At 63.2% G+C, this 20,038-nt stretch carries 16 protein-coding genes; 11 read left to right on the top strand and 5 right to left on the bottom strand.

Annotated features, from left to right (window positions below):
- The first annotated feature begins 134 nt into the window (after positions 1 to 134).
- The 5 genes from JKA62_RS24655 (at position 135) to JKA62_RS24635 (ending at position 4,107) form a co-directional block, all read left to right on the top strand.
- Positions 135 to 731, top strand: coding sequence for a DUF2796 domain-containing protein (locus tag JKA62_RS24655; RefSeq protein ID WP_201819877.1), 597 nt, complete (start codon positions 135 to 137; stop codon positions 729 to 731).
- A 14-nt stretch (positions 732 to 745) separates the two neighbouring features.
- Complete coding sequence (locus JKA62_RS24650) at positions 746 to 1,456, top strand: ABC transporter ATP-binding protein (RefSeq protein WP_201819875.1); 711 nt, start codon at positions 746 to 748, stop codon at positions 1,454 to 1,456.
- A 1-nt stretch (position 1,457) separates the two neighbouring features.
- The gene (locus tag JKA62_RS24645; protein ID WP_064382224.1) at positions 1,458 to 2,723 is read left to right on the top strand and encodes an ABC transporter permease; all 1,266 of its coding nucleotides are present in this window, start codon (positions 1,458 to 1,460) and stop codon (positions 2,721 to 2,723) included.
- Between the two features lie 11 nt (positions 2,724 to 2,734).
- A complete protein-coding gene (locus JKA62_RS24640) occupies positions 2,735 to 3,253 on the top strand; it encodes a DUF3299 domain-containing protein (protein ID WP_011336146.1) in 519 nt (172 codons plus the stop codon).
- Between the two features lie 155 nt (positions 3,254 to 3,408).
- Positions 3,409 to 4,107, top strand: coding sequence for an OmpW/AlkL family protein (locus tag JKA62_RS24635; protein ID WP_201819873.1), 699 nt, complete (start codon positions 3,409 to 3,411; stop codon positions 4,105 to 4,107).
- A 178-nt stretch (positions 4,108 to 4,285) separates the two neighbouring features.
- Here the strand turns inward: JKA62_RS24635 and JKA62_RS24630 are convergent, their stop codons facing one another.
- Together JKA62_RS24630 and JKA62_RS24625 are read right to left on the bottom strand one after the other, a co-directional pair.
- On the bottom strand, positions 4,286 to 5,215 hold the full coding sequence (locus tag JKA62_RS24630; protein ID WP_201819871.1) for an NAD-dependent epimerase/dehydratase family protein: 930 nt from the start codon (positions 5,213 to 5,215) through the stop codon (positions 4,286 to 4,288).
- Complete coding sequence (locus JKA62_RS24625; protein WP_011336149.1) at positions 5,208 to 6,092, bottom strand: sugar nucleotide-binding protein; 885 nt, start codon at positions 6,090 to 6,092, stop codon at positions 5,208 to 5,210. Before JKA62_RS24625 ends, JKA62_RS24630 begins: the two co-directional genes overlap by 8 nt.
- A 178-nt stretch (positions 6,093 to 6,270) precedes the next feature.
- On the opposite strand from JKA62_RS24625, the gene JKA62_RS24620 reads away from it, so the two are divergent.
- A complete protein-coding gene (locus JKA62_RS24620; RefSeq protein WP_201819869.1) occupies positions 6,271 to 10,566 on the top strand; it encodes a DEAD/DEAH box helicase in 4,296 nt (1,431 codons plus the stop codon).
- Here the strand turns inward: JKA62_RS24620 and JKA62_RS24615 are convergent.
- Positions 10,560 to 12,665, bottom strand: a complete 2,106-nt coding sequence (locus JKA62_RS24615; protein WP_011336151.1) for a mechanosensitive ion channel family protein — start codon at positions 12,663 to 12,665, stop codon at positions 10,560 to 10,562. The genes JKA62_RS24620 and JKA62_RS24615 overlap by 7 nt on opposite strands.
- A gap of 191 nt (positions 12,666 to 12,856) precedes the next feature.
- Between JKA62_RS24615 and JKA62_RS24610 the strand changes: the two genes are divergently transcribed.
- From JKA62_RS24610 to JKA62_RS24590, 5 genes are all read left to right on the top strand, one after another.
- Entirely contained in the window at positions 12,857 to 14,068 is a 1,212-nt protein-coding gene (locus JKA62_RS24610) for an MFS transporter (protein WP_011336152.1), read from the top strand.
- Between the two features lie 101 nt (positions 14,069 to 14,169).
- Complete coding sequence (locus JKA62_RS24605) at positions 14,170 to 15,096, top strand: DUF72 domain-containing protein (protein ID WP_011336153.1); 927 nt, start codon at positions 14,170 to 14,172, stop codon at positions 15,094 to 15,096.
- Entirely contained in the window at positions 15,093 to 15,890 is a 798-nt protein-coding gene (locus tag JKA62_RS24600; protein WP_011336154.1) for an endonuclease/exonuclease/phosphatase family protein, read from the top strand. Before JKA62_RS24605 ends, JKA62_RS24600 begins: the two co-directional genes overlap by 4 nt.
- The gene (clsB, locus tag JKA62_RS24595) at positions 15,887 to 17,173 is read left to right on the top strand and encodes a cardiolipin synthase ClsB (RefSeq protein ID WP_011336155.1); all 1,287 of its coding nucleotides are present in this window, start codon (positions 15,887 to 15,889) and stop codon (positions 17,171 to 17,173) included. The genes JKA62_RS24600 and clsB overlap by 4 nt, the downstream gene beginning before the upstream one ends.
- Positions 17,170 to 18,171 carry a lysylphosphatidylglycerol synthase domain-containing protein gene (locus JKA62_RS24590; protein ID WP_011336156.1) on the top strand — a complete coding sequence of 334 codons (1,002 nt, stop codon included), beginning with the start codon at positions 17,170 to 17,172 and terminating at the stop codon, positions 18,169 to 18,171. Before clsB ends, JKA62_RS24590 begins: the two co-directional genes overlap by 4 nt.
- Here the strand turns inward: JKA62_RS24590 and JKA62_RS24585 are convergent.
- Together JKA62_RS24585 and JKA62_RS24580 are read right to left on the bottom strand one after the other, a co-directional pair.
- Positions 18,159 to 18,917 carry an alpha/beta hydrolase family protein gene (locus tag JKA62_RS24585; RefSeq protein WP_007955615.1) on the bottom strand — a complete coding sequence of 253 codons (759 nt, stop codon included), beginning with the start codon at positions 18,915 to 18,917 and terminating at the stop codon, positions 18,159 to 18,161. The two genes, JKA62_RS24590 and JKA62_RS24585, sit on opposite strands and share 13 nt — an antisense overlap.
- Positions 18,907 to 20,013, bottom strand: a complete 1,107-nt coding sequence (locus JKA62_RS24580) for a DUF3182 family protein (protein ID WP_011336157.1) — start codon at positions 20,011 to 20,013, stop codon at positions 18,907 to 18,909. The genes JKA62_RS24585 and JKA62_RS24580 overlap by 11 nt, the downstream gene beginning before the upstream one ends.
- Positions 20,014 to 20,038 lie beyond the last annotated feature (25 nt).

The following is a 20,038-nucleotide window of genomic DNA, read 5'->3' as shown; positions in this document are numbered from 1 at the left end:
AACTTTGCTCCCGCACTTTTCTGACCTGCATGCTCCCATGGGACTTGTGTAACGCCAAGCGGGCGGGCAAACTCTGCGCACTTTCGTTATAAGATTACATAACAAGCTCTTCACTTTACTTTCCGGAGACCGCCATGCGTCGTCTGCTCCTCGCTTTGCCGTTTGCCCTGTTGCCGCTGGCCATCGCCCAGGCTGCCGATGAACATGATCACGACCATGAGCACGGCAGCCTCGGTGCCCACGAACATGGCGTCGGTCGCCTGAACGCTGCCCTCGACGGGCAGACTCTGGAACTGGAGCTGGAAAGCCCGGCGATGAACCTCGTGGGTTTTGAGCACGTCGCCACCAGCGATGCCGATAAGGCCAAGGTCGCAGCCGCGCGTGCTCAGCTGGAAAAACCGCTGGCGCTGTTCAGTCTGCCGGCCGCCGCCGGTTGCAAAGTCACCCGTCAGGAACTGGAAAGCCCGCTGTTCGGCGACAAGCCGGATGCCGACGACCACGACGAAGAAGAAGAAGCCGGCAAGGATGGTCATGAGCATCATCACGACCACAGCGAAATCCACGCCCACTACCAGTTCAGCTGTGCGGCGCCGGGTGCGTTGAAAACCCTGGATCTGGCGAACCTGTTCAATACCTTCCCGGCCACCCAGAAAATTCAGGTACAACTGATCGGCCCGAGCGGCCAGCAAGGCACGGAAGTAACGGCCAAGGCCGCCGCCCTGAAGTTCTGACACGAAACGGCGCCATGACCCAAGCACTCATCGAACTGTCCGACCTGGGCTTCAACTGGCCCGGTCACCCGCCGCTGCTGGACATCCCGACGTTTCGTCTGGAAGCCGGCGAAACCCTGTTCCTCAAGGGCCCCAGCGGCAGCGGCAAGACCACCCTGCTCGGCCTGCTGGGCGGGGTGCAGAAACCCGGTCGCGGCAGCATTCGCCTGCTCGGCCAGGAACTGACCGACCTGGGTGCCGGCGCCCGTGATCGCTTTCGGGTCGATCACACCGGCTACATTTTCCAGCAGTTCAACCTGCTGCCGTTTCTCTCGGTACACGAGAACGTCGAGCTGCCGTGCCACTTTTCGAAGCTGCGGGCCGAGCGTGCGAAACAGCGCCACGGCAGCGTCGATCAGGCCGCCGCCACCCTGCTCGCCCACCTGGGCTTGAAGGACGAAAGCATCCTGAGTCGCCGCGCCGATTCGCTGTCGATCGGTCAGCAACAGCGGGTCGCCGCTGCCCGTGCGTTGATCGGTCAACCGGAACTGGTAATCGCCGACGAACCGACCTCGGCACTGGATTACGACGCCCGGGAAAACTTCATTCGCCTGCTGTTCGCCGAGTGCCGTGAGGCCGGCTCGAGCCTGTTGTTCGTCAGCCACGACCAGAGCCTGGCGCCGCTGTTCGACCGTCACCTGTCCCTGGCCGAACTCAATCGCGCCGCCACGTCTGCCGAGGTCTGAGATGTATCTGTTCCGTCTGGCCATGGCCAGCCTCGCCAACCGGCGTTTCACTGCCCTGCTTACCGCATTCGCCATCGCCCTCTCCGTCTGCCTGCTGCTGGCGGTGGAGCGGGTGCGCACCGAAGCCAAGGCCAGTTTCGCCAGCACCATCAGCGGCACTGACCTGATCGTCGGCGCCCGTTCCGGTTCGGTGAACCTGTTGCTGTACTCGGTATTCCGCATCGGCAACGCCACCAACAACATTCGCTGGGACAGCTTCGAACACTTCGCCAGCAACCCGAAGGTGAAGTGGGCGATCCCGATGTCCCTCGGCGATTCCCATCGCGGTTACCGGGTGATGGGTACCACCGAAGCGTATTTCGAGCATTACCAGTACGGTCGCCAGCAGCATCTGCAACTGGCGGACGGCCGCGCCTTCGCCACCGATCCGTTCGAAGTGGTGCTCGGTGCCGAAGTGGCCGAGGCGCTGCATTACAAGCTCGGCGACAAACTGGTACTGGCCCACGGCGTGGCGGCGATCAGTCTGGTCAAGCACGATGACAAGCCGTTCACCGTGGTCGGGATTCTCAAGCGCACCGGCACCCCGGTGGATCGTACGTTGCACATCAGCCTCGGCGGCATGGAGGCGATCCACATCGACTGGCACAACGGCGTACCGGCCCGTGGCAACGGGCGGATCAGTGCCGATCAGGCACGCAACATGGACCTGACGCCGCAAGCGATCACCGCGTTCATGCTCGGCCTCAACAGCAAGATCTCGACCTTTGCCCTGCAACGGGAAATCAACGAATTCCGTGGCGAGCCGATGCTGGCGATCCTGCCGGGCGTGGCCTTGCAGGAGTTGTGGAGCCTGATGAGTACCGCCGAAAAAGCACTGTTCGTGGTCTCGCTGTTCGTGGTGCTGACCGGGCTGATCGGCATGCTCACCGCGATTCTCACCAGCCTCAACGAGCGTCGCCGCGAAATGGCGATCCTGCGTTCGGTGGGCGCGCGACCGTGGCACATCGCAAGCCTGCTGGTGCTGGAGGCGTTTGCTCTGGCACTGACCGGGGTGATCGCCGGGCTGGCGTTGCTGTACCTCGGCATCGCTGCGGCACAAGGTTATGTGCAGGCCAATTACGGGCTGTATCTGCCGCTGGCGTGGCCAAGCGAGTATGAATGGACGCTGCTCGGTGGCATTCTGGCTGCCGCGCTGCTGATGGGCAGCGTGCCGGCCTGGCGCGCGTATCGCCAATCCCTGGCCGATGGCCTGTCGATCCGTTTATGAGGATGTTCACCATGCCCCGCGCTGCCCTTGCGCTGCTGTTGCTGGTCGCCCTGCCCGTGTGGGCGGCGGCGCCGAAAGACCTGACCTGGTCGGAGATGATCCCGCCGGACGCAGCGCCCGAAGTGCCGAACATGACGCCGCTGCATGACCTGTCGAAGATGAGCGATGCGCTGTCCGCCGAGTCTGCGCCAGCGGCCAAGCAGGACATGCCCAACGCCCCCGTGGTGCAAAGCCTCGACGGCCAGAACATCCGCCTGCCGGGCTACATCGTACCGCTGGAAGTCAGCGAAGAAGGTCGCACCACGGACTTCCTGCTGGTGCCGTATTTCGGCGCCTGCATCCACGTGCCGCCGCCACCCTCGAACCAGATCGTGCACGTGAAAAGCGAACTCGGCGTGAAGCTCGACGAGCTGTATCAGCCGTACTGGGTCGAGGGGCCGTTGCAGGTCAAGCAGTCCACCAGCGAACTGGCCGATGCCGGGTATCAGATGGAAGCGGACAAGATTTATGTGTACGAGCTACCGGAGTAAACCTGCGGGTTCTTTATTGCTTGCCAGCGATGAGGCCATGAAAGTTCCACAAAAAACCGGGGCATCACTGTTTCATTGAGCTGAGTCAAAAGACCGTATCAGACGGATTCGTACCATAGGACATCAAACATTTTTAACGTCCTTTGGGAGCTTCCATGAACAAGTCCTTGCTCAGCGCCTCGCTGTTTGCCCTCGCGCTCGCAGCCCCGCTCGCCCACGCCCACGAAGCCGGCGACATCATCGTTCGTGCCGGTGCGATCACCGTCAACCCGAAGGCCGACAGCTCCAGTGTCAAGGTCGATCAGGGTCCGTTGAGCGGCACCAACCTGGGCGGCAAGGCGACCATGAGCAGCGACACCCAACTGGGTCTGAACTTCGCCTACATGCTGACCAACAACATCGGTATCGAGCTGTTGGCCGCCTCGCCGTTCGAGCATGACGTGAAGATCAAGGGCACCGCCCTGCCAGCCGCCAACGGCAAACTCGGCACCCTCAAACACCTGCCGCCGACCCTGAGCGTCGTCTACTACCCGCTGGACGCGAAGTCGCCGTTCCAGCCGTACATCGGCGGCGGCATCAACTACACCTGGATCTACGACGAGCACGTCGGCAGCGAAGCCCAGTCCAACGGCTTCAGCAACTTCAAGGCGAAAAACTCCTGGGGCCTGGCCTGGCAGGTTGGCGCCGACTACATGCTGACCGACAACATCATGCTCAACGCCCAGGTGCGCTACATCGATATCGACACCCGCGCCACCGTCGAGAACAACGCCGTGGCCCCGGGCACCCGTGCACGGGTGAATGTGGACGTTGATCCCTTCATCTACATGGTTGGTCTAGGCTACAAGTTCTAAAGAACGTTCACGTGGTGGTGAATGAGGCTTGGTGGCGAGCAGGCTCAGAACTGGCGGCGATGTTACGCCATCGACCGGGGAGCAAGCTCCCTCGCTACAGGAAACCGGTTTGAAAGCCGAATTCCGGCCGTGAAAAAGGCGCCTGTCAAAAGGCGCCTTTTTCATGTCCGCAAGAAGCTCAGCTGCCGAGCAGACGGGCCAGGCCGACGTTCATCGGCGTTGGCGTGGGGCACTTGAATCGCTCAAGCAACCGGCGGTTGTTCGCCCGCGAATGACGGATGTCACCGGAGCGCGCCGGGCCGTAGCTGACGGGCGGCAACTCGCCGACCACCGCTTCGAGCGCGGCCAGCATCTGCTTGAGGTTGGTCGCCTGATTCCAGCCGACGTTCACCGCACCGACATCCACTTGCGGCTTTTCGAGCGCCTGCACCAGGACATCGACCAGGTCTTCGACGTACATGAAATCCCGGGTCTGCTCGCCATCGCCGAACACGGTGATCGGCAGGCCTTTCTGCGCGCGTTCGCTGAAAATGCTGATCACCCCGGAGTACGGCGAGGACGGATCCTGGCGCGGTCCGAAGATGTTGAAGAAACGGAAGATCGCCGGCTCCAGACCGTGCTGGCGGCGGTAGAAATCGAAGTACTGCTCGCCGGCCAGTTTGTCCGACGCGTAAGGCGTCAGCGGTGCCTTGGGCGTGTCTTCGTCAATCGACTCGCCTTCGCCATTGTTGCCGTAGACCGCTGCGCTGGAGGCGTACAACACACGCTTCACGCCGGCCTCGCGCATGGCTTCGCAGACGTTCAGCGTGCCGATGAAATTGCTCTGGTGGGTTTTCACCGGATCGTCCACCGACGCCTGCACCGAAGCGACGGCGGCCAGATGGGCGACCGCGCTGCAACCCTGCATCGCTTGTGCGACCAGAGCAGCATCGGCCACATCGCCGACGATCAGTTCGACCTTGGGATTATCCAGCGGCAGGTTGCTGCGCTTGCCGGTCGACAGATCATCGAGAATCCGCACCGAATGGCCCTTTGCAAGCAGCGCGTCAGTCAGGTGCGAGCCGATGAAACCGGCGCCGCCGGTGATGAGAACAGGGCCTTCAGCCATGACGATAAAACCTATCCAGTAAGCCCGGGAGCGCGGCACGCCAGGCGCGCGGCTTGATCCCGAAGGTGTGCAGAATTTTCTTGCAGGCGAGCACCGCGTGTTGCGGTTCTTCGGCGGCATCCGGCCGCGCGGCGTGGGCCTGGGCGGTCGGGGCTTCGATGGCCAGCGGGTGCAGGCTGCGCGCTTCGGAGAGAATCGCCTGGCCCAGCGCCAGCGGCGTGGTCGCCTCGTGGCCGGCGTAGTGGTAAGTGCCCCACAGCGGCGCAGCGCAATCGAGTTGCTTGAGCACCGAAATGATCACCCGCGCCGCATCGTCGACCGGGGTTGGATTGCCACGGCGGTCATCGGCCAGCAGCAATTCTTCCGGTTGTTCGGCACGGGCCAGGAAGCGTCCGAGTATTCCTTCCGGGCTGTCGTCGAGCAGCCAGCCGAAACGCAGCAGCACATGTTGCGGACAGGTGGCGCGTACGCTCTGCTCGATCCGCCACAGCGCCTGGCCGCGCAGGCCCAGCGGCACTGGCTCGTCCTTTTCGCTGTAGGCAGTGGCGCGGGAACCGTCGAACACCCGATAACTGGACGGCTGCACCAGCACGATGTTGTGGTGCTGGCACAGTTCGGCCAGACGCTCGATCGCGCGTTCCTGTCCGGCCAGACGGCTTTCGCTGACGGCCTCGGCCTGGAACCAGTCGAAATAGTAGGCAAGGTTGATCAATGCATCGGGACGGGTGTCGTCGAGCAATTGGGTCAGGCTCGCGGCATCCCAGCCGTCTTCGGGCGGGCGGGGGGCGAGGAAACCGATGTCTTCCTCTGCACCGAGGCGAATCAGCGCCTGCCCAAGGGCATTTCCGCCGCCCAGTAACATAAGGCGCATTCGCATAGAGTCAGCAGGCCCAGTCTGATTGGAACGATGGCTTTGGCGACGATGCTCGTTGCAGCGTCGTCGATAATTGCCGGAATCGTTGCATTTTGCGGGTTTAGTGCGCAACCGTCACCCGTAAAGTGTAGATCCCGAGCGGTACTTGCAACTTCGTCCGCCCGCCCGCATAACTGAAGCCATGAATCTGCCCCTCCCCAAGGACGCGGCCCTGGCAGGCTTCCACCCCGCCGTCAGCGCCTGGTTCAGCAGCACCTTCCCGACGGTGACGGCCGCCCAGGCTCGCGCATGGCCATTGATCCGCCAGCGCCGCTCGACGCTGATCGCCGCGCCCACCGGTTCCGGCAAGACCCTCACCGCGTTCCTCGCGGTGCTCGACGATCTGGTCCACCGTGGCCTGGAAACCCCGGACGGTCTGCCGGACGAGACGCTGGTGGTCTACATTTCTCCGCTCAAAGCGCTGTCCAACGACATCCGCATCAATCTGCAGAATCCTCTGGCCGGGATTACCGACCAGTTACGCCAAATGGACCTGCCAGCGCTGGAAATCACCACCGCCGTGCGCACCGGCGACACCCCGCAGAAAGACCGCGCCGCCATGCGCAAGAGCGCGCCGCACATATTGGTGACCACCCCGGAATCGCTCTACGTGCTGCTCGGCTCCGAGTCCGGCCGCAAAATGCTCGGTACCACGCGCACGGTGATCGTCGATGAAATCCACGCCATCGCCGCCGGCAAACGCGGCAGTCACCTGGCCTTGAGTCTCGAACGCTTGCAGGCGCTGTGCGCCGAACCACTGACCCGCGTCGGCCTGTCGGCCACGCAAAAACCGATCGATGCGGTCGCGCGGTTTCTGGTCGGCCATGACCGCCCGTGCGAAATCATCGATATCGGCCACGCGCGCCCACGGGATCTGGGCATCGAAGTGCCGCCGGTGCCATTGTCGGCCGTGATGGCCAATGACGTCTGGGAACTGGTTTATGACCGCCTCGCCACACTGGCTCGTGAACACCGCACCACGCTGATTTTCGTCAACACCCGACGTCTGGCCGAACGCTTGAGCCGACACCTGAGCGAACGCCTCGGCAAACAGGCGGTGGCGGCGCACCACGGCAGTCTGGCCAAAGAGTTTCGACTCGATGCGGAACAGCGGCTCAAGCGCGGCGAGTTGCAAGTGCTGATCGCCACCGCGTCGCTGGAACTGGGGATCGACATCGGCGAAGTCGACCTCGTCTGCCAGATCGCTTCACCGCGCTCGATTGCCGGTTTTCTGCAACGGGTCGGCCGCTCCGGGCACCAGGTCGGCGGCACACCCAAGGGGCGCCTGTTCGCCACCACCCGCGACGACCTGATCGAATGCGCCGCGCTGCTCGACTGCGTGCGCCGGGGTGAACTCGATACGCTGCACATCCCCGAAGCGCCGCTGGATGTGCTGGCGCAGCAGATCATCGCCGAGGTCAGTTGCCAGGAGTGGGCCGAGGACGATTTGCTCGCGCTGCTGCGCCGAGCCGAGCCCTACGCCCGCCTCGACGAAAAACACTTTCAGGCACTGCTGGGCATGCTCGCCGAGGGCTACAACGGCCGTCAGGGCATCCGCAGCGCCTACCTGCACCGCGACGCCGTCAGCCGAACCCTGCGCGGACGACGCGGTGCAAGGCTGACGGCAGTCACCAGCGGCGGCACTATCCCCGACAACGCCGACTACAGCGTTTTGCTCGAACCTCAGGGCCTGAACATCGGCAGCGTCAACGAAGACTTCGCCGTGGAAAGCATCGCCGGCGATGTGTTCCAGCTCGGCAACGCTTCTTATCGGATCCTGCGGGTGGAGGCCGGCAAGGTGCGGGTCGAGGACGCTCAAGGCCAGCCACCGACCATTCCGTTCTGGCTCGGCGAGGCGCCGGGGCGCAGCGACGAATTGTCGGCGGCCGTGGCGCGCCTGCACGCGCAGCTCGATCAATTGCTCAGCGCCAGCCCCGGCAACCTGCAACCGGCCCTCGACTGGCTGACCGACACCCTCGGCCTGAACCTGGCCAGCGCCGAACAACTGGTGGATTACCTGGCCCGCGCCCGCCTCGCCCTCGGCGCCCTGCCGTCGAAGGACACGCTGCTGATGGAGCGTTTTTTCGACGAGTCCGGCGGCACCCAACTGATCATCCATTCGCCGTTCGGCAGCCGCATCAACCGCGCCTGGGGCCTGGCCCTGCGCAAGCGTTTCTGCCGCACTTTCAACTTCGAATTGCAGGCAGCCGCCAGCGAAGACGCGATCGTGCTGTCGCTGTCCACCAGCCACAGTTTCGAACTCGATGAAGTCTGGCGTTACCTGCACAGCAACAGCGCCGAGCACATTCTGATTCAAGCGGTGCTGGATGCGCCGCTGTTCGGCGTGCGCTGGCGCTGGAATGCCGGGGTGGCGCTGGCCCTGCCGCGGTTTACCGGCGGGCGCAAGGTCGCGCCGCAATTGCAGCGGATGAAAAGCGAAGACCTGATCGCCAGCGTGTTTCCCGATCAGATCGCCTGCCTGGAAAACCTCGCCGGTGAACGGGAAATTCCCCAGCATCCGCTGGTGGAACAGACCCTCGACGATTGCCTGCACGAAGCGATGGACAGCGAAGGCTGGCTCGAACTGCTGCGGCGCATGGAGCGCGGCGAAGTGCGCCTGATCGCCCGTGACCTGCCGGCGCCCTCGCCGTTGGCGGCGGAAATCCTCAGTGCCCGCCCTTACACCTTTCTCGACGATGCGCCGCTGGAAGAGCGTCGCACCCAGGCAGTGCTCAACCGCCGCTGGAGTGATCCGCAATCCGCCGATGACCTCGGCGCGCTGGACGCCGACGCGATCAACGCCGTGCGCGAAGAAGCCTGGCCGACGCCGAACAGCGCCGATGAAATGCACGAAGCATTGATGAGCCTGGCCTGCATCAGCGACCGCGAAGTCGAGGCAAATCCGCAGTGGCACGACTGGCTGAATGACCTGGCCGATACCGGGCGAGCCTGCCGATTGCAGATCGGTCCCGAGCATTCACTGTGGCTGGCAAGAGAACGCCTGACCTGTCTGCAAGCGCTTTATCCACAGGCGCAGTCGGCACTGCCCGCGCTGACCGGTTTCGACGAAGCATGGACGGCCGATGACGCACTGATCGAAGTGATCCGCGCGCGGCTCGGCGCATTCGGACCGCTACCGCTGGCGGCGATTGCCGTTCCGCTGGCGTTGATGCCGGCCTCTGTTCATCAAGCCCTCGCTCATCTGGAGCGCGAAGGTTACGTACTACGCGGCCAGTTCACGCCTGGATCGACCGTTGAGGAATGGTGCGAACGCCATCTGCTGGCGCGCATTCACCGCTACACGGTCAAGCGTCTGCGCCGGGAAATCGAGCCGGTGGCGTTGCAGGAATTCATGCGGTTTCTGTTCGACTGGCAGCACGTGTCCCCGTCCACCCGTGGTCAGGGCAACGCCGTATTGCCGGCGATTGTCGCTCAGTTCGAGGGCTACCCGGCCGCTGCTTCAGCCTGGGACAGCGACCTCCTTCCCGCGCGGCTCAAGGACTATTCACCGAGCTGGCTGGACGATCTGTGCCGCAGCGGCAAACTGGTGTGGACGCGCCTCAGCGCCCGGCAAAACATCAGCGGCACGGCGTTGCGCAGTACACCGATCGTGTTGCTGCCACGCAGTCAGGTCGGCTTGTGGAGTGCACTGGCCGAGCAGACGCCGGTCAGCGAACTGTCGCCCAAGACCCGCAAGGTTTTCGACGCGCTGAACCAGCACGGCGCGCTGTTTTTCGATGAGCTGATACATGAAGCGCACCTGCTGCGCACCGAGCTGGAAATCGCCTTGCAGGAACTGGTCGGCGCCGGGCTGGTGAATGCCGACAGCTTTGCCGGATTGCGGGCGCTGATCACCCCGGCGAGCAAGCGCCAGCAGCGCAGCAGTCGACGCGGGCGCGGGGCGTTTGTCGGTGGGATGGACGACGCCGGGCGCTGGGCGCTTTTGCGTCGCGGGCCGGTGGTGGAAAGCCGTCAAACGGCGTCGCCCGAAACCCTAGAACACATCGCCATGACCTTGTTGCGCCGCTATGGCGTGGTGTTCTGGCGCCTGCTGGAACGTGAGGCCGACTGGCTGCCGAGCTGGCGCGAACTGCTGCGCACGTTCCATCGACTGGAGGCGCGCGGCGAGATTCGTGGCGGGCGGTTTGTCAGCGGTCTGGCCGGCGAGCAATTCGCCCTGCCCGAGGCAATTCCGCTGCTGCGCGAAGTCCGCCGGCGCCCCCATGACGGCAGCCTGATTGCGGTGTGCGGCGTCGATCCGCTGAACCTCGCCGGGACCTTGCTGCCGGGGGCGAAAGTGCCGGCGCTGGCGAGCAATCGGCTGGTGTATCGCGACGGGTTGCCGGTCGCTGCCGAGGTCGCGGGCAAGCCGCAATTCTGGGTGGAGCTGGACTCCGCCGCCATGATCGAAATCCGCAACAGGCTGACCCGTCACTGAGTGCGCACCTGCTCCGGCAACACCACCGACGAATGCGCCGGCGGCGCCTCTTCTTCCTGGCGCTTGGGCAACAAAACCTGCTGTGGATAAGTCTGGGCGAAATGCACCCACGGGCTGTTATCCACAAGCTTTTTCAAACGCTGGTTGAACGCGCGGCTCACCGCGTATTGCCCGCCCGAGACCGTGCGGAACTGCGCGGTCAGCACCACACCGTTCAGGTCCATCTTGTCCACACCGAACACATCCAGCGGCCCTTGCAGGTTGTACTTGAGGAACGGGTCTTCGCGAATCGAATCCCCCGCCTCGCGGATCAGTTCGATGGCCTTGTCGACATCGGTGTCGTAGGTGAACTGCACCGAGAAAAACGCGAACGCAAACTGCCGCGATTGATTGGTCACGGCCTTGATCTGGCCGAACGGCACCGAGTGCACGAAGCCCTTGCCGTCGCGCAGGCGCAGGGTGCGAATGGTCAGGCCTTCGACCGTGCCGGCGTGCCCGGAATCGAGCACCACCCAGTCGCCGATCGACAGGGTGTCTTCGATGATGATGAACAACCCGGTAATCACGTCCTGCACCAATTGCTGCGAGCCGAAACCGATGGCCAGGCCGACCACCCCGGCACCGGCCAGCAGCGGTGCGACGTTGATCCCGAGATTGGCCATGGTGGTGATCGCACAGATCACCACCAGGATGATTTTGATCGCGTTGCGCAGCAGCGGCAGGATGGTTTTCACCCGAGTGCTGGGCTGGCGCGCCGAGCGTTTGCTGACTGGCGGTTTCAGCGCCTCCTGAATCGCCGTGTCGAGCACCACCCACAGCAGCCACGTCACGAGAATGATCAGGCCGATGCTACTCAGCGCATTGCTGATCGCCCGCCCGACCGTGCTGCTCTGGGCAAAGTCGAGCAGCGACACGCCCCAGATCCGCCCGAGAATATCGATGAATGCAATTGCAATGACGATCCGCAGCAAGGCGTGCAACAGGCTGAGGAAACGTTCCTTGTAGGCACTGCTGCGCTGAATCGCCTCGGCCCTGCGCGACTTGAACAGGTGCTGCAGCACGGTGCTGAGAAAAACCGCGCCGATCAATAGCACCGTGGTGAGCAACGCGCAGCGCAGGGCTTTCTGGTTGTCCTCGCCGATGCCTATCAGATTCACCGCCGAGACCAGCACCATCAGCACGATCGGCCAATACCAGAGCCCGGAAAAAATCCGCAGCGATTCCTGCAGCGACGGTTGCTTCAGGCGCTGGGCCAGCGGGCGATTACGGATGAGGTGCGCCACCGGACGACGCAGGCGAATCACCAGCAGGCCGAAGATGATCGACGCCAGCAGACCGGTGAACACCGCAATGCTGCTGGTGATGTTGCCGCCCAGTTGCCGGGCGATCTGCGGGCTGGTCAGGGCGTCACTCAACGCGGCGAGAAAGCCGATCAGGAACAGCGGTTTCGGGCAGTAGTCGCGGATGATCTGCACGGCGCGGCGCTTGTGGCCGACGTTGAACATCACCACCACGCACAACAGCATCGACGTGGAAAATATCCCGCTGCTGGTGGCGTAGGCAAAACACAGCGCCAGCGCCCGACCGACCGAGGCCGACAGAAAATGGCTGACGTACAGGGTCAGCGGCAGACAGATGAGTGCGGGCAGCGTGTAGGGCAACAGGTAACCGAGCAAATCCTGGCTGCGCTGACGTGTGCGCAACCAGCGCCCTTCCCGCAGACGCTTGCCCAGCACACTGCCGAGCACCGTCAACACGGCAAACGTGCCCAGCCACACGCCTGAAAGCATCAGGAAATCCCCCGCCACGCTCCAGCCCGAGCGGTTCGAAGGTTGATTGACCAGCCTGTCGACCTCATCCGCCGCCCGGTCGGCGCGCAGGCGCCAGGCGTCGACCAGATGCTCGTTGAGATCGAGTTTGTCCTGCACGTCGTCGATGCCGGAACTGATGGCGCCGAGCAGTCCGCCCTGCACGATCGGTTCCGGTTTGGCCGGCTCTTCACTGGCCGCCGGAACACCCGGCAGGCTGGCGGCTTGCACTGCATTGCCACCGAACAACAGCAATGCCCCCAATAGAATCGCGATCCTGAACCTGGTCAAAACGCAGAGCTCCCTTGGTTGAACCTGTAAGGAACTGATCGGTTTTGGCTTGGCAAAGTTCAAGAACGCCTTGAGAGCCGCTCTTTGATCTTTGCGCCCAGATCAAATATCAAATGCCCACCCCTGTATTTTTCCACCCCCCACCAAACCCCGACACTGCGCTCCATTCAATCCCCCACCGGAGTGCCGTGATGCCCATTGCCCTGCTCGCGCTGACCCTCAGCGCCTTCGCCATCGGGACGACCGAGTTCGTCATCGTTGGCCTGCTTCCCACCATCGGCGCCGATCTCGGCGTCAGCCTGCCGTCCGCCGGTCTTCTGGTCAGTTTGTACGCCCTCGGCGTAGCCATCGGTGCGCCGGTGCTGACCGCCCTCACCGGTAAAGTCCCGCGCAAACTGTTGCTGCTGTCGCTGATGGTGCTGTTCACCCTCGGTAACCTGCTGGCCTGGCTGGCGCCAAGTTATGAATCGCTGGTAGTGGCGCGGATCGTCACGGGTCTGGCCCATGGCGTGTTCTTCTCCATCGGCTCGACCATCGCCACCAGCCTGGTGCCCAAGGAAAAAGCCGCCAGTGCGATTGCGATCATGTTCACCGGTCTGACCGTGGCGCTGGTCACCGGCGTACCGCTGGGCACGTTCATCGGTCAGCATTTCGGCTGGCGTGAAACCTTCCTTGCCGTTTCAGCACTGGGCGTGATCGCGTTTATCGGCAGCCTGCTGTATGTGCCGAACAACATTGCCCACAGCAAACCGGCGTCGCTGTTGCAGCAATTGCAGGTGCTCAAGCAACCGCGTCTGTTGCTGGTCTATGCCATGACGGCCATCGGTTACGGCGGCTCGTTCATCGCCTTCACGTTTCTGGCACCGATCCTTCAGGACATCTCCGGCTTCAGCGCCGGCACCGTCAGCCTGGTGTTGCTGGTGTACGGCGTGTCGGTCGCAGTCGGCAACCTCTGGGGCGGCAAACTGGCGGACAAGCGCGGGCCGATCAGTGCGCTGAAAATCATCTTCGCCCTGCTCGCCGCCGTGCTGTTCGTACTCACTTTCACCGCCGGCAACCCGTGGCTGGCACTGGCCACCGTGCTGGTCTGGGGCGCTGTCGCCTTCGGCAACGTGCCGGGCTTGCAGGTGTATGTGGTGCGTCAGGCTGAACACCACACACCGCACGCCGTGGACGTCGCATCGGGGCTGAACATTGCCGCGTTCAACCTCGGTATTGCCGGTGGCGCGTGGGGTGGCGGTTTGATCGTCGAGCACATCGGCCTGATCCATACCGCATGGATCGGCGGTCTGGTGGTGCTGGTGGCATTGGCCCTGACCGCCTGGAGCGGTCGCCTCGATCGCCTGGGCCCGGTGTACGCCGAACCCGCCGAAGGCTCGGCCCGGATCGTCACCGGGCACTGATCAAGCCAGCCCGACCGTCCGTAATCCCGTCGAAACTTTCCCCGACCGCCCGCAGTCATCCACTGACAGAGGCCGTATGGGGACTTTCGACGGGAGGCGGCATGGCTACGATTCACATCGGTATTTCAGGCTGGCGTTACGCCCCGTGGCGCGGGGACTTTTACCCCAAGGGGCTGGCGCAGAAACGCGAATTGCAGTTCGCCTCACGGGCGGTCAACAGCATCGAAATCAACGGATCGTTCTACGCCCTGCAACGGCCCGAACGCTACGCCCAGTGGTACGCCGAAACGCCGGATGACTTCGTGTTCAGCATCAAGGCGCCCCGCTTCATCACCCACATCCGCCGCCTGCGCGATATCGAGAAACCCCTGGCCAATTTCTTTGCCTCCGGGGTGCTGGAATTGAAGGAAAAATTCGGCCCGATCCTCTGGCAGTTCCCGCCCAACTTCACATTCGACCCCGAACGTTTCGAAGCCTTTCTCGACCAGTTGCCCCACGACACCCAGGCTGCCGCCGACCTCGCCCGCCAGCACGATTCACACCTGCACGGCCATGCGAGCATGAAGGCCTACGGCAAAAAACCGCTGCGCCATGCCGTGGAAATCCGCAACGACAGTTTCATCGACCCCGACTTCGTGCGCCTGCTCAAACGCTACAACACCGCGCTGGTGATTGCCGACACCGCCGGGAAATGGCCGTACCGCGAAGACCTGACCAGCGATTTCGTCTACCTGCGCCTGCACGGTGCCGAAGAGCTCTACGCCAGCGGTTACACCCGTGCAGCGCTGCAACGCTGGGCCGAACGGATCGATGCCTGGCACCATGGCCGGCAACCGCGCGATGCCCATTTGATCGCGCCGCGCCTGAAACCTCGGGCCCGCAAATCCCGCGAGGTTTTCTGCTACTTCGACAACGACATCAAGGTTCGCGCGCCTTTCGATGCCCGCAGCCTTTTGCAGCGCTTCGATCTGGATAAACACCTCGAAACCGTGCCCGGTGAACTGCCCGCCGATGGAGTACTCGCATGAGCATTCCCGAGCCGCTCGGCTTCACCGACGAGCAGTCCACGGTCATCACCACGGTGCGCCGTTTCACCGTGCTGACGGTCAACACCCACAAGGGTTTCACCGCACTGAACCGGCGTTTCATCCTGCCGGAACTGCGCGAAGCGGTGCGCAGCGTGTCCGCCGATGTGGTGTTTCTTCAGGAAGTCCACGGCACCCACGAACATCATCCCAAGCGCTACAACAATTGGCCGACGATGCCGCAGTACGAATTTCTCGCCGACAGTCTCTGGCCGCAGTTCGCCTACGGGCGCAACGCCGTGTACCCGGAGGGCGATCATGGCAATGCAGTGCTGTCGAAATTCCAGATCGTGCGCCATGACAACCTCGACGTTTCGATCAGCGGCCATGAAAACCGGGGGCTGCTGCACTGTGTGCTGCGCCTGCCGGGAGACGACCGTGAAGTACATGCGATCTGCGTCCACCTGGGCCTGCGCGAAAGCCATCGCAACGCTCAGTTGGCTCTGCTGAAAAAGCGCCTGGCCGAACTGCCCGAGGATGCGCCGGTGATCGTCGCCGGCGATTTCAACGACTGGCGCCAGCGCGCCGATGCCTTGCTTGAACCCTGTGGCCTGCGTGAAGTGTTTGCGGCGCATCACGGCCGGTCGGCACGCAGTTTTCCCGCACGTCTGCCATTGCTGCGCCTGGACCGGATCTACGTAAGCAACCTCAAGGCCAGTCAGCCAAAAGTACTGGCGAACCGTCCCTGGTCACACCTTTCCGACCACGCACCGCTATCGGTGGAGATTGAACTATGAGCAGTGCACCGTTGGAGAAATCCGCCGTGGAGCCCGTCAGCATCACCCCGCCCGTGCGCGAGCCCGGCACCGTCGATGTCGAGTATCGCTGGCAGGGCAACAACCGGATCGAGCTGCTGGAAAACGGCGAGGAATATTTTCCCCGGGTGTTCGAAGCGATGCGCGCGGCGAAAAGCGAAATCCTGCTGGAGACCTTCATCGTCTTCGAAGACAAGGTCGGCAAGGAATTGCAGGAGATTCTGATCGATGCTGCTCGGCGTGGCGTGCGCACCACCGTCAGCCTCGACGGCTTCGGTTGCGGCGAACTGAGCACCGGCTATCTCGCCGCGCTGAGTGAAGCCGGCGTGCATCTGCAAATCTTCGATCCGGCCCCCAAACGCCTGGGCATTCGCACCAACTGGTTCCGTCGTTTACATCGCAAGATCGTGGTGGTCGACGGGTTGATCGCGTTCATCGGCGGGATCAATTTCTCCGGCGATCACCTGGCCGATTTCGGCCCCGAAGCGAAGCAGGATTACTCGGTGGAGATTCAGGGCCCGGCGGTGACCGACATCCATCATTTCGCTTTGCTGCAAAGCGGCCGACCGGGACGGGCGAGATTCTGGTGGCAGCGTCGCCGGCAACGGCGTGCCGAGATGGCGTTCGACGATCACGACGGTCAGGTGCGCCTGGTGTTCCGCGACAACGACCGGCACCACACCGATATCGAAGACGTTTATTTGCAGGTACTGCGCCGCGCCCAACGGCGGGTGGTGATCGCCAACGCCTACTTCTTTCCCGGCTATCGCCTGCTGCGCGAGATTCGCAACGCCGCCCGACGCGGGGTCGAGGTGCGGCTGATTCTGCAGGGGCAGCCGGACATGCTGGTGGCCAAACTCGCCGCGCGCATGACCTACGACTACCTGCTCAAGGCCGGGGTGCAGATTCACGAATATTGCGAGCGGCCGCTGCACGGCAAGGTGGCGCTGGTGGACGAGGAATGGAGCACCGTCGGCTCGAGCAATCTCGATCCGCTGAGCCTGTCGCTGAACCTGGAAGCCAACGTGTTGATTCGCGACCGCGCCTTCAATCGCCACCTGTTCGAACGTCTCGAAGACCTCAGCCACAACCACTGCAAAGCGATGGACGCCGCGAAGTCGCCACGCGGGCGAATCTGGCACATGACCGTGGGCTTTCTGGTGTTTCACTTCCTGCGGCATTTTCCGGCCATGGCCGGCTGGCTGCCGGCGCACAAGCCACGACTCAAACCCTTTTCCCATGCCGCCGGGAGCGATCATTCATGAGCCAATCCGAAGCCCACGCGGCGGTGCATCCGACACCGGCGGGCAAGTCCCGCTGGAGTCGCTGGAAACGTCCGCTGACCTTGTTGTTCTTTCTGGCGCTGATCGTTTTGCTGACGATGTTCGCCAGTCGCATCGAATGGGCCGAAGTGCTGCAAACCCTCGCCGACTTCAAGGTGCGCACCCTGATCATTGCCTCCAGCCTGACCTTGCTGAGCTTTCTGGTGTACGCCAGTTTCGACCTGATCGGCCGCACCTACATTCGTCAGGACCTGACGTGGAAACAGATCCTGCCGGTGGGCGTCATCAGCTATGCGTTCAACCTCAATTTGAGCGCGTGGGTCGGCGGGATCGCCATGCGTTATCGGTTGTATTCGAGGCTCGGGGTGAGCAAAAGCAACATCGCCAAGATCCTCGGCCTGAGCCTGGCGACCAACTGGTTCGGCTACATGACCATCGCCGGCGTGGTGTTCGCCAGCGGGCTGGTGCGGATGCCACCGGGCTGGAAAATCAGCAGCGGTGCGTTGCAGGGCATTGGCGTGTTGCTGCTGTTGGTCAGTGTCGGCTATCTGGTCGCCTGCCAGTTTTCCCGGCGGCGCGAGTGGTCGATTCGCGGGGTGGAAATCAACCTGCCGTCGCTGCGCATGGCGGTCCTGCAATTGCTGCTCGGGGCATTGAACTGGTCGCTCATGGCAGCCGTGATTTTCACCTTGCTGCCGAGCAAACTCGACTATCCGCTGGTGCTCGGAGTGCTGTTGATCAGCGCGATTGCCGGGGTCATCACCCACATTCCCGCCGGGCTCGGCGTGCTGGAAGCGGTGTTCGTGGCGCTGCTGCAACACGAGGCTTCGCGCGGCAGTCTGGTGGCAGGATTGCTGGCCTATCGGGCAATCTATTTCCTGCTGCCGCTGCTGATCACAGTGCTGATGTACCTGGTGGTGGAAGCCAAGGCCAAGGCATTGCGGATCGAGAAGAAACCCAAATCTGATCAGCGGGACTGAATGATGCTCAACCGCTCGCCCACCACCATCTCGGTGATCCAGTCAACCAGGATCGAGGTGTAGGCCTGCTGCGAGGTCGGATCGCTCAGGGCATGGTCGGCGCCATCGATGATGCGGTGGGTCAGCGAGTGAGTCTGCTGACACGCGGCGCGGTAACTCATGATCGTCGCGTGGGGCACGTAGTCGTCGGTTTCCGACTGCACCAGCAGCACGTCGCCAGTGAATTGCGAGCAGGCGTGCAAGGCGCGGTTGCTGTCGGCGCGCACCAGGGTGCCGCGATAATCGCGCAGGTCGGCCTTGTCCAGATCGCGCTTGGGCGTGTGCCATTGCTCGTCGCGGTACAGCGCCGGCACCCGCAGCGCCAGCCAGCGCACCGGGCGCAGCGAGGTCAGAATTGAAGCGAGGTAACCGCCATAGCTGGTGCCCACCACCGCAATGGCCGAAGTGTCCAGCGCCGGATGGGCGAGCAACCGGTCGTAGGCCGCCAGCAAGTCACGCAGGTTGTCTTCGCGAGTGACCCGGCTCAGCGGAATGCCGGTGCCGCCAGTGTGCCCGCGCAGGTCGAACGTCAGGCACACGCAACCCAGGCCGGCGATGCCTTTGGCCCGCTCCAGATCGCGCTCCTGACTGCCGCCCCAGCCGTGCACGAACAACACGCCGGGGACTTTCGATTTGGGACTGAGGAACGTCCCGCTCATCTGTTCATCATCAATGTCGATTTGAATGCTTTCGCTTCTAGCCGTCATAGGATTTGACCGTTACGTATTTGAGGAGAAAGTCGCTGTTCTCGGCCGGCCCGCGATACACCTCGATGGCATCCGCCGGCAGGGCCTGATCGGTATAGGTTTCCACCGACGACACGCGGATCGCGCGCATCGAAGGATCGTTGACGAAACTTTGCAGCGCCGCCACTTCCGCGCTGCTGGCGCCGCCCATGCGCCAGGACTGCTCGAGCACGCCACTGCGCGGCCGGCCTTCGCTGTCCAGGCCCTGGGCGATGTCGTAATTGCGCCGCGAGGCGTAGAAACGCGGATAGGCCTCGTCCGCCGCCCGGTCGAACACCTGCGCCTGCTGGATCGCCAGACGCACGTCGTCGGGCAGATCCAGCGCCAGCAGATCCTCGTAACCGCCCTGCACCACCAGCAGGTTCGAGCCGCCGTACACCTCTTCGCCGTGGGCGTCCTTGGTCAAGTATTGATCACCGCAGTAACTCAGCACCCTGCCGCCGATGAACGACTGGCCGACGCTGTGGGTAACTACCTGACTCAAATCCTGCTCCAGCACCACGCCATCGCTGAACAATTCTCTAGCCTCGGGTCGGGCGAGGATTTCGTCGAACGCATCCAGGCTCTTGATCACTTCCTGCCCCCGCCCGGCACAGGCGTGAATCGGCTTGATCCGGATCGGCCCGCTGTACAACAGATGTTCGGCGGCGGGCCGTGCATCCTCCAGCGCAAAAACACTCAGCCCGTCCAGCACCACGGTGCGCACCCGCTCGGAAAACAAGGGCGACCAGCCTTGCGGCGCATGGGCCTGATGGCTGCGCAAACCGTGGCTGATGGCTTTGGTGCAGATGAAATCGTGCTCGACGAAACCGCCCCACAAATCGTCCGGGCCGCTCACCCCCAGTTCGCGGGCCGCCGCGCCGACGAGGGTCTGGGTCGGCAGCAGATAAATATCCCGGCCGCGATGCTTTTCGGCGTCGTAACTGCCGCCGAACTTGAGGCCGAGGATCTGCGCCAGCCATCGCGCGAGGGCCTTGTTGGTCTGCACTTCATGTTGTGGTGCGCCGGGCCGAACCGAATGGGCGACGACCACTTTCCTGCGGGATGTCGGGGTCATGCGTCCCCCTTCCAATGGCTGGGTG

The sequence above is a fragment of the Pseudomonas sp. B7 genome (assembly GCF_016735645.1).
Classification (GTDB): Bacteria; Pseudomonadota; Gammaproteobacteria; order Pseudomonadales; family Pseudomonadaceae; genus Aquipseudomonas; species Aquipseudomonas glycinae.
Note: the sequence above shows the minus strand (reverse complement) of the source record. Positions and strands in the feature narration are given on the sequence as shown.

Excerpts from the sequence above, each read along its gene's own strand:
- JKA62_RS24655 (WP_201819877.1), top strand. The coding sequence starts at position 135 with ATGCGTCGTCTGCTCCTCGCTTTGCCGTTTGCCCTGTTGCCGCTGGCC.
- JKA62_RS24650 (WP_201819875.1), top strand. The coding sequence starts at position 746 with ATGACCCAAGCACTCATCGAACTGTCCGACCTGGGCTTCAACTGGCCC.
- JKA62_RS24645 (WP_064382224.1), top strand. The coding sequence starts at position 1,458 with ATGTATCTGTTCCGTCTGGCCATGGCCAGCCTCGCCAACCGGCGTTTC.
- JKA62_RS24640 (WP_011336146.1), top strand. The coding sequence starts at position 2,735 with ATGCCCCGCGCTGCCCTTGCGCTGCTGTTGCTGGTCGCCCTGCCCGTG.
- JKA62_RS24635 (WP_201819873.1), top strand. The coding sequence starts at position 3,409 with ATGAACAAGTCCTTGCTCAGCGCCTCGCTGTTTGCCCTCGCGCTCGCA.
- JKA62_RS24630 (WP_201819871.1), bottom strand. The coding sequence starts at position 5,215 with ATGGCTGAAGGCCCTGTTCTCATCACCGGCGGCGCCGGTTTCATCGGC.
- JKA62_RS24625 (WP_011336149.1), bottom strand. The coding sequence starts at position 6,092 with ATGCGAATGCGCCTTATGTTACTGGGCGGCGGAAATGCCCTTGGGCAG.
- JKA62_RS24620 (WP_201819869.1), top strand. The coding sequence starts at position 6,271 with ATGAATCTGCCCCTCCCCAAGGACGCGGCCCTGGCAGGCTTCCACCCC.
- JKA62_RS24610 (WP_011336152.1), top strand. The coding sequence starts at position 12,857 with ATGCCCATTGCCCTGCTCGCGCTGACCCTCAGCGCCTTCGCCATCGGG.
- JKA62_RS24605 (WP_011336153.1), top strand. The coding sequence starts at position 14,170 with ATGGCTACGATTCACATCGGTATTTCAGGCTGGCGTTACGCCCCGTGG.
- JKA62_RS24600 (WP_011336154.1), top strand. The coding sequence starts at position 15,093 with ATGAGCATTCCCGAGCCGCTCGGCTTCACCGACGAGCAGTCCACGGTC.
- clsB (WP_011336155.1), top strand. The coding sequence starts at position 15,887 with ATGAGCAGTGCACCGTTGGAGAAATCCGCCGTGGAGCCCGTCAGCATC.
- JKA62_RS24590 (WP_011336156.1), top strand. The coding sequence starts at position 17,170 with ATGAGCCAATCCGAAGCCCACGCGGCGGTGCATCCGACACCGGCGGGC.
- JKA62_RS24585 (WP_007955615.1), bottom strand. The coding sequence starts at position 18,917 with ATGACGGCTAGAAGCGAAAGCATTCAAATCGACATTGATGATGAACAG.
- JKA62_RS24580 (WP_011336157.1), bottom strand. The coding sequence starts at position 20,013 with ATGACCCCGACATCCCGCAGGAAAGTGGTCGTCGCCCATTCGGTTCGG.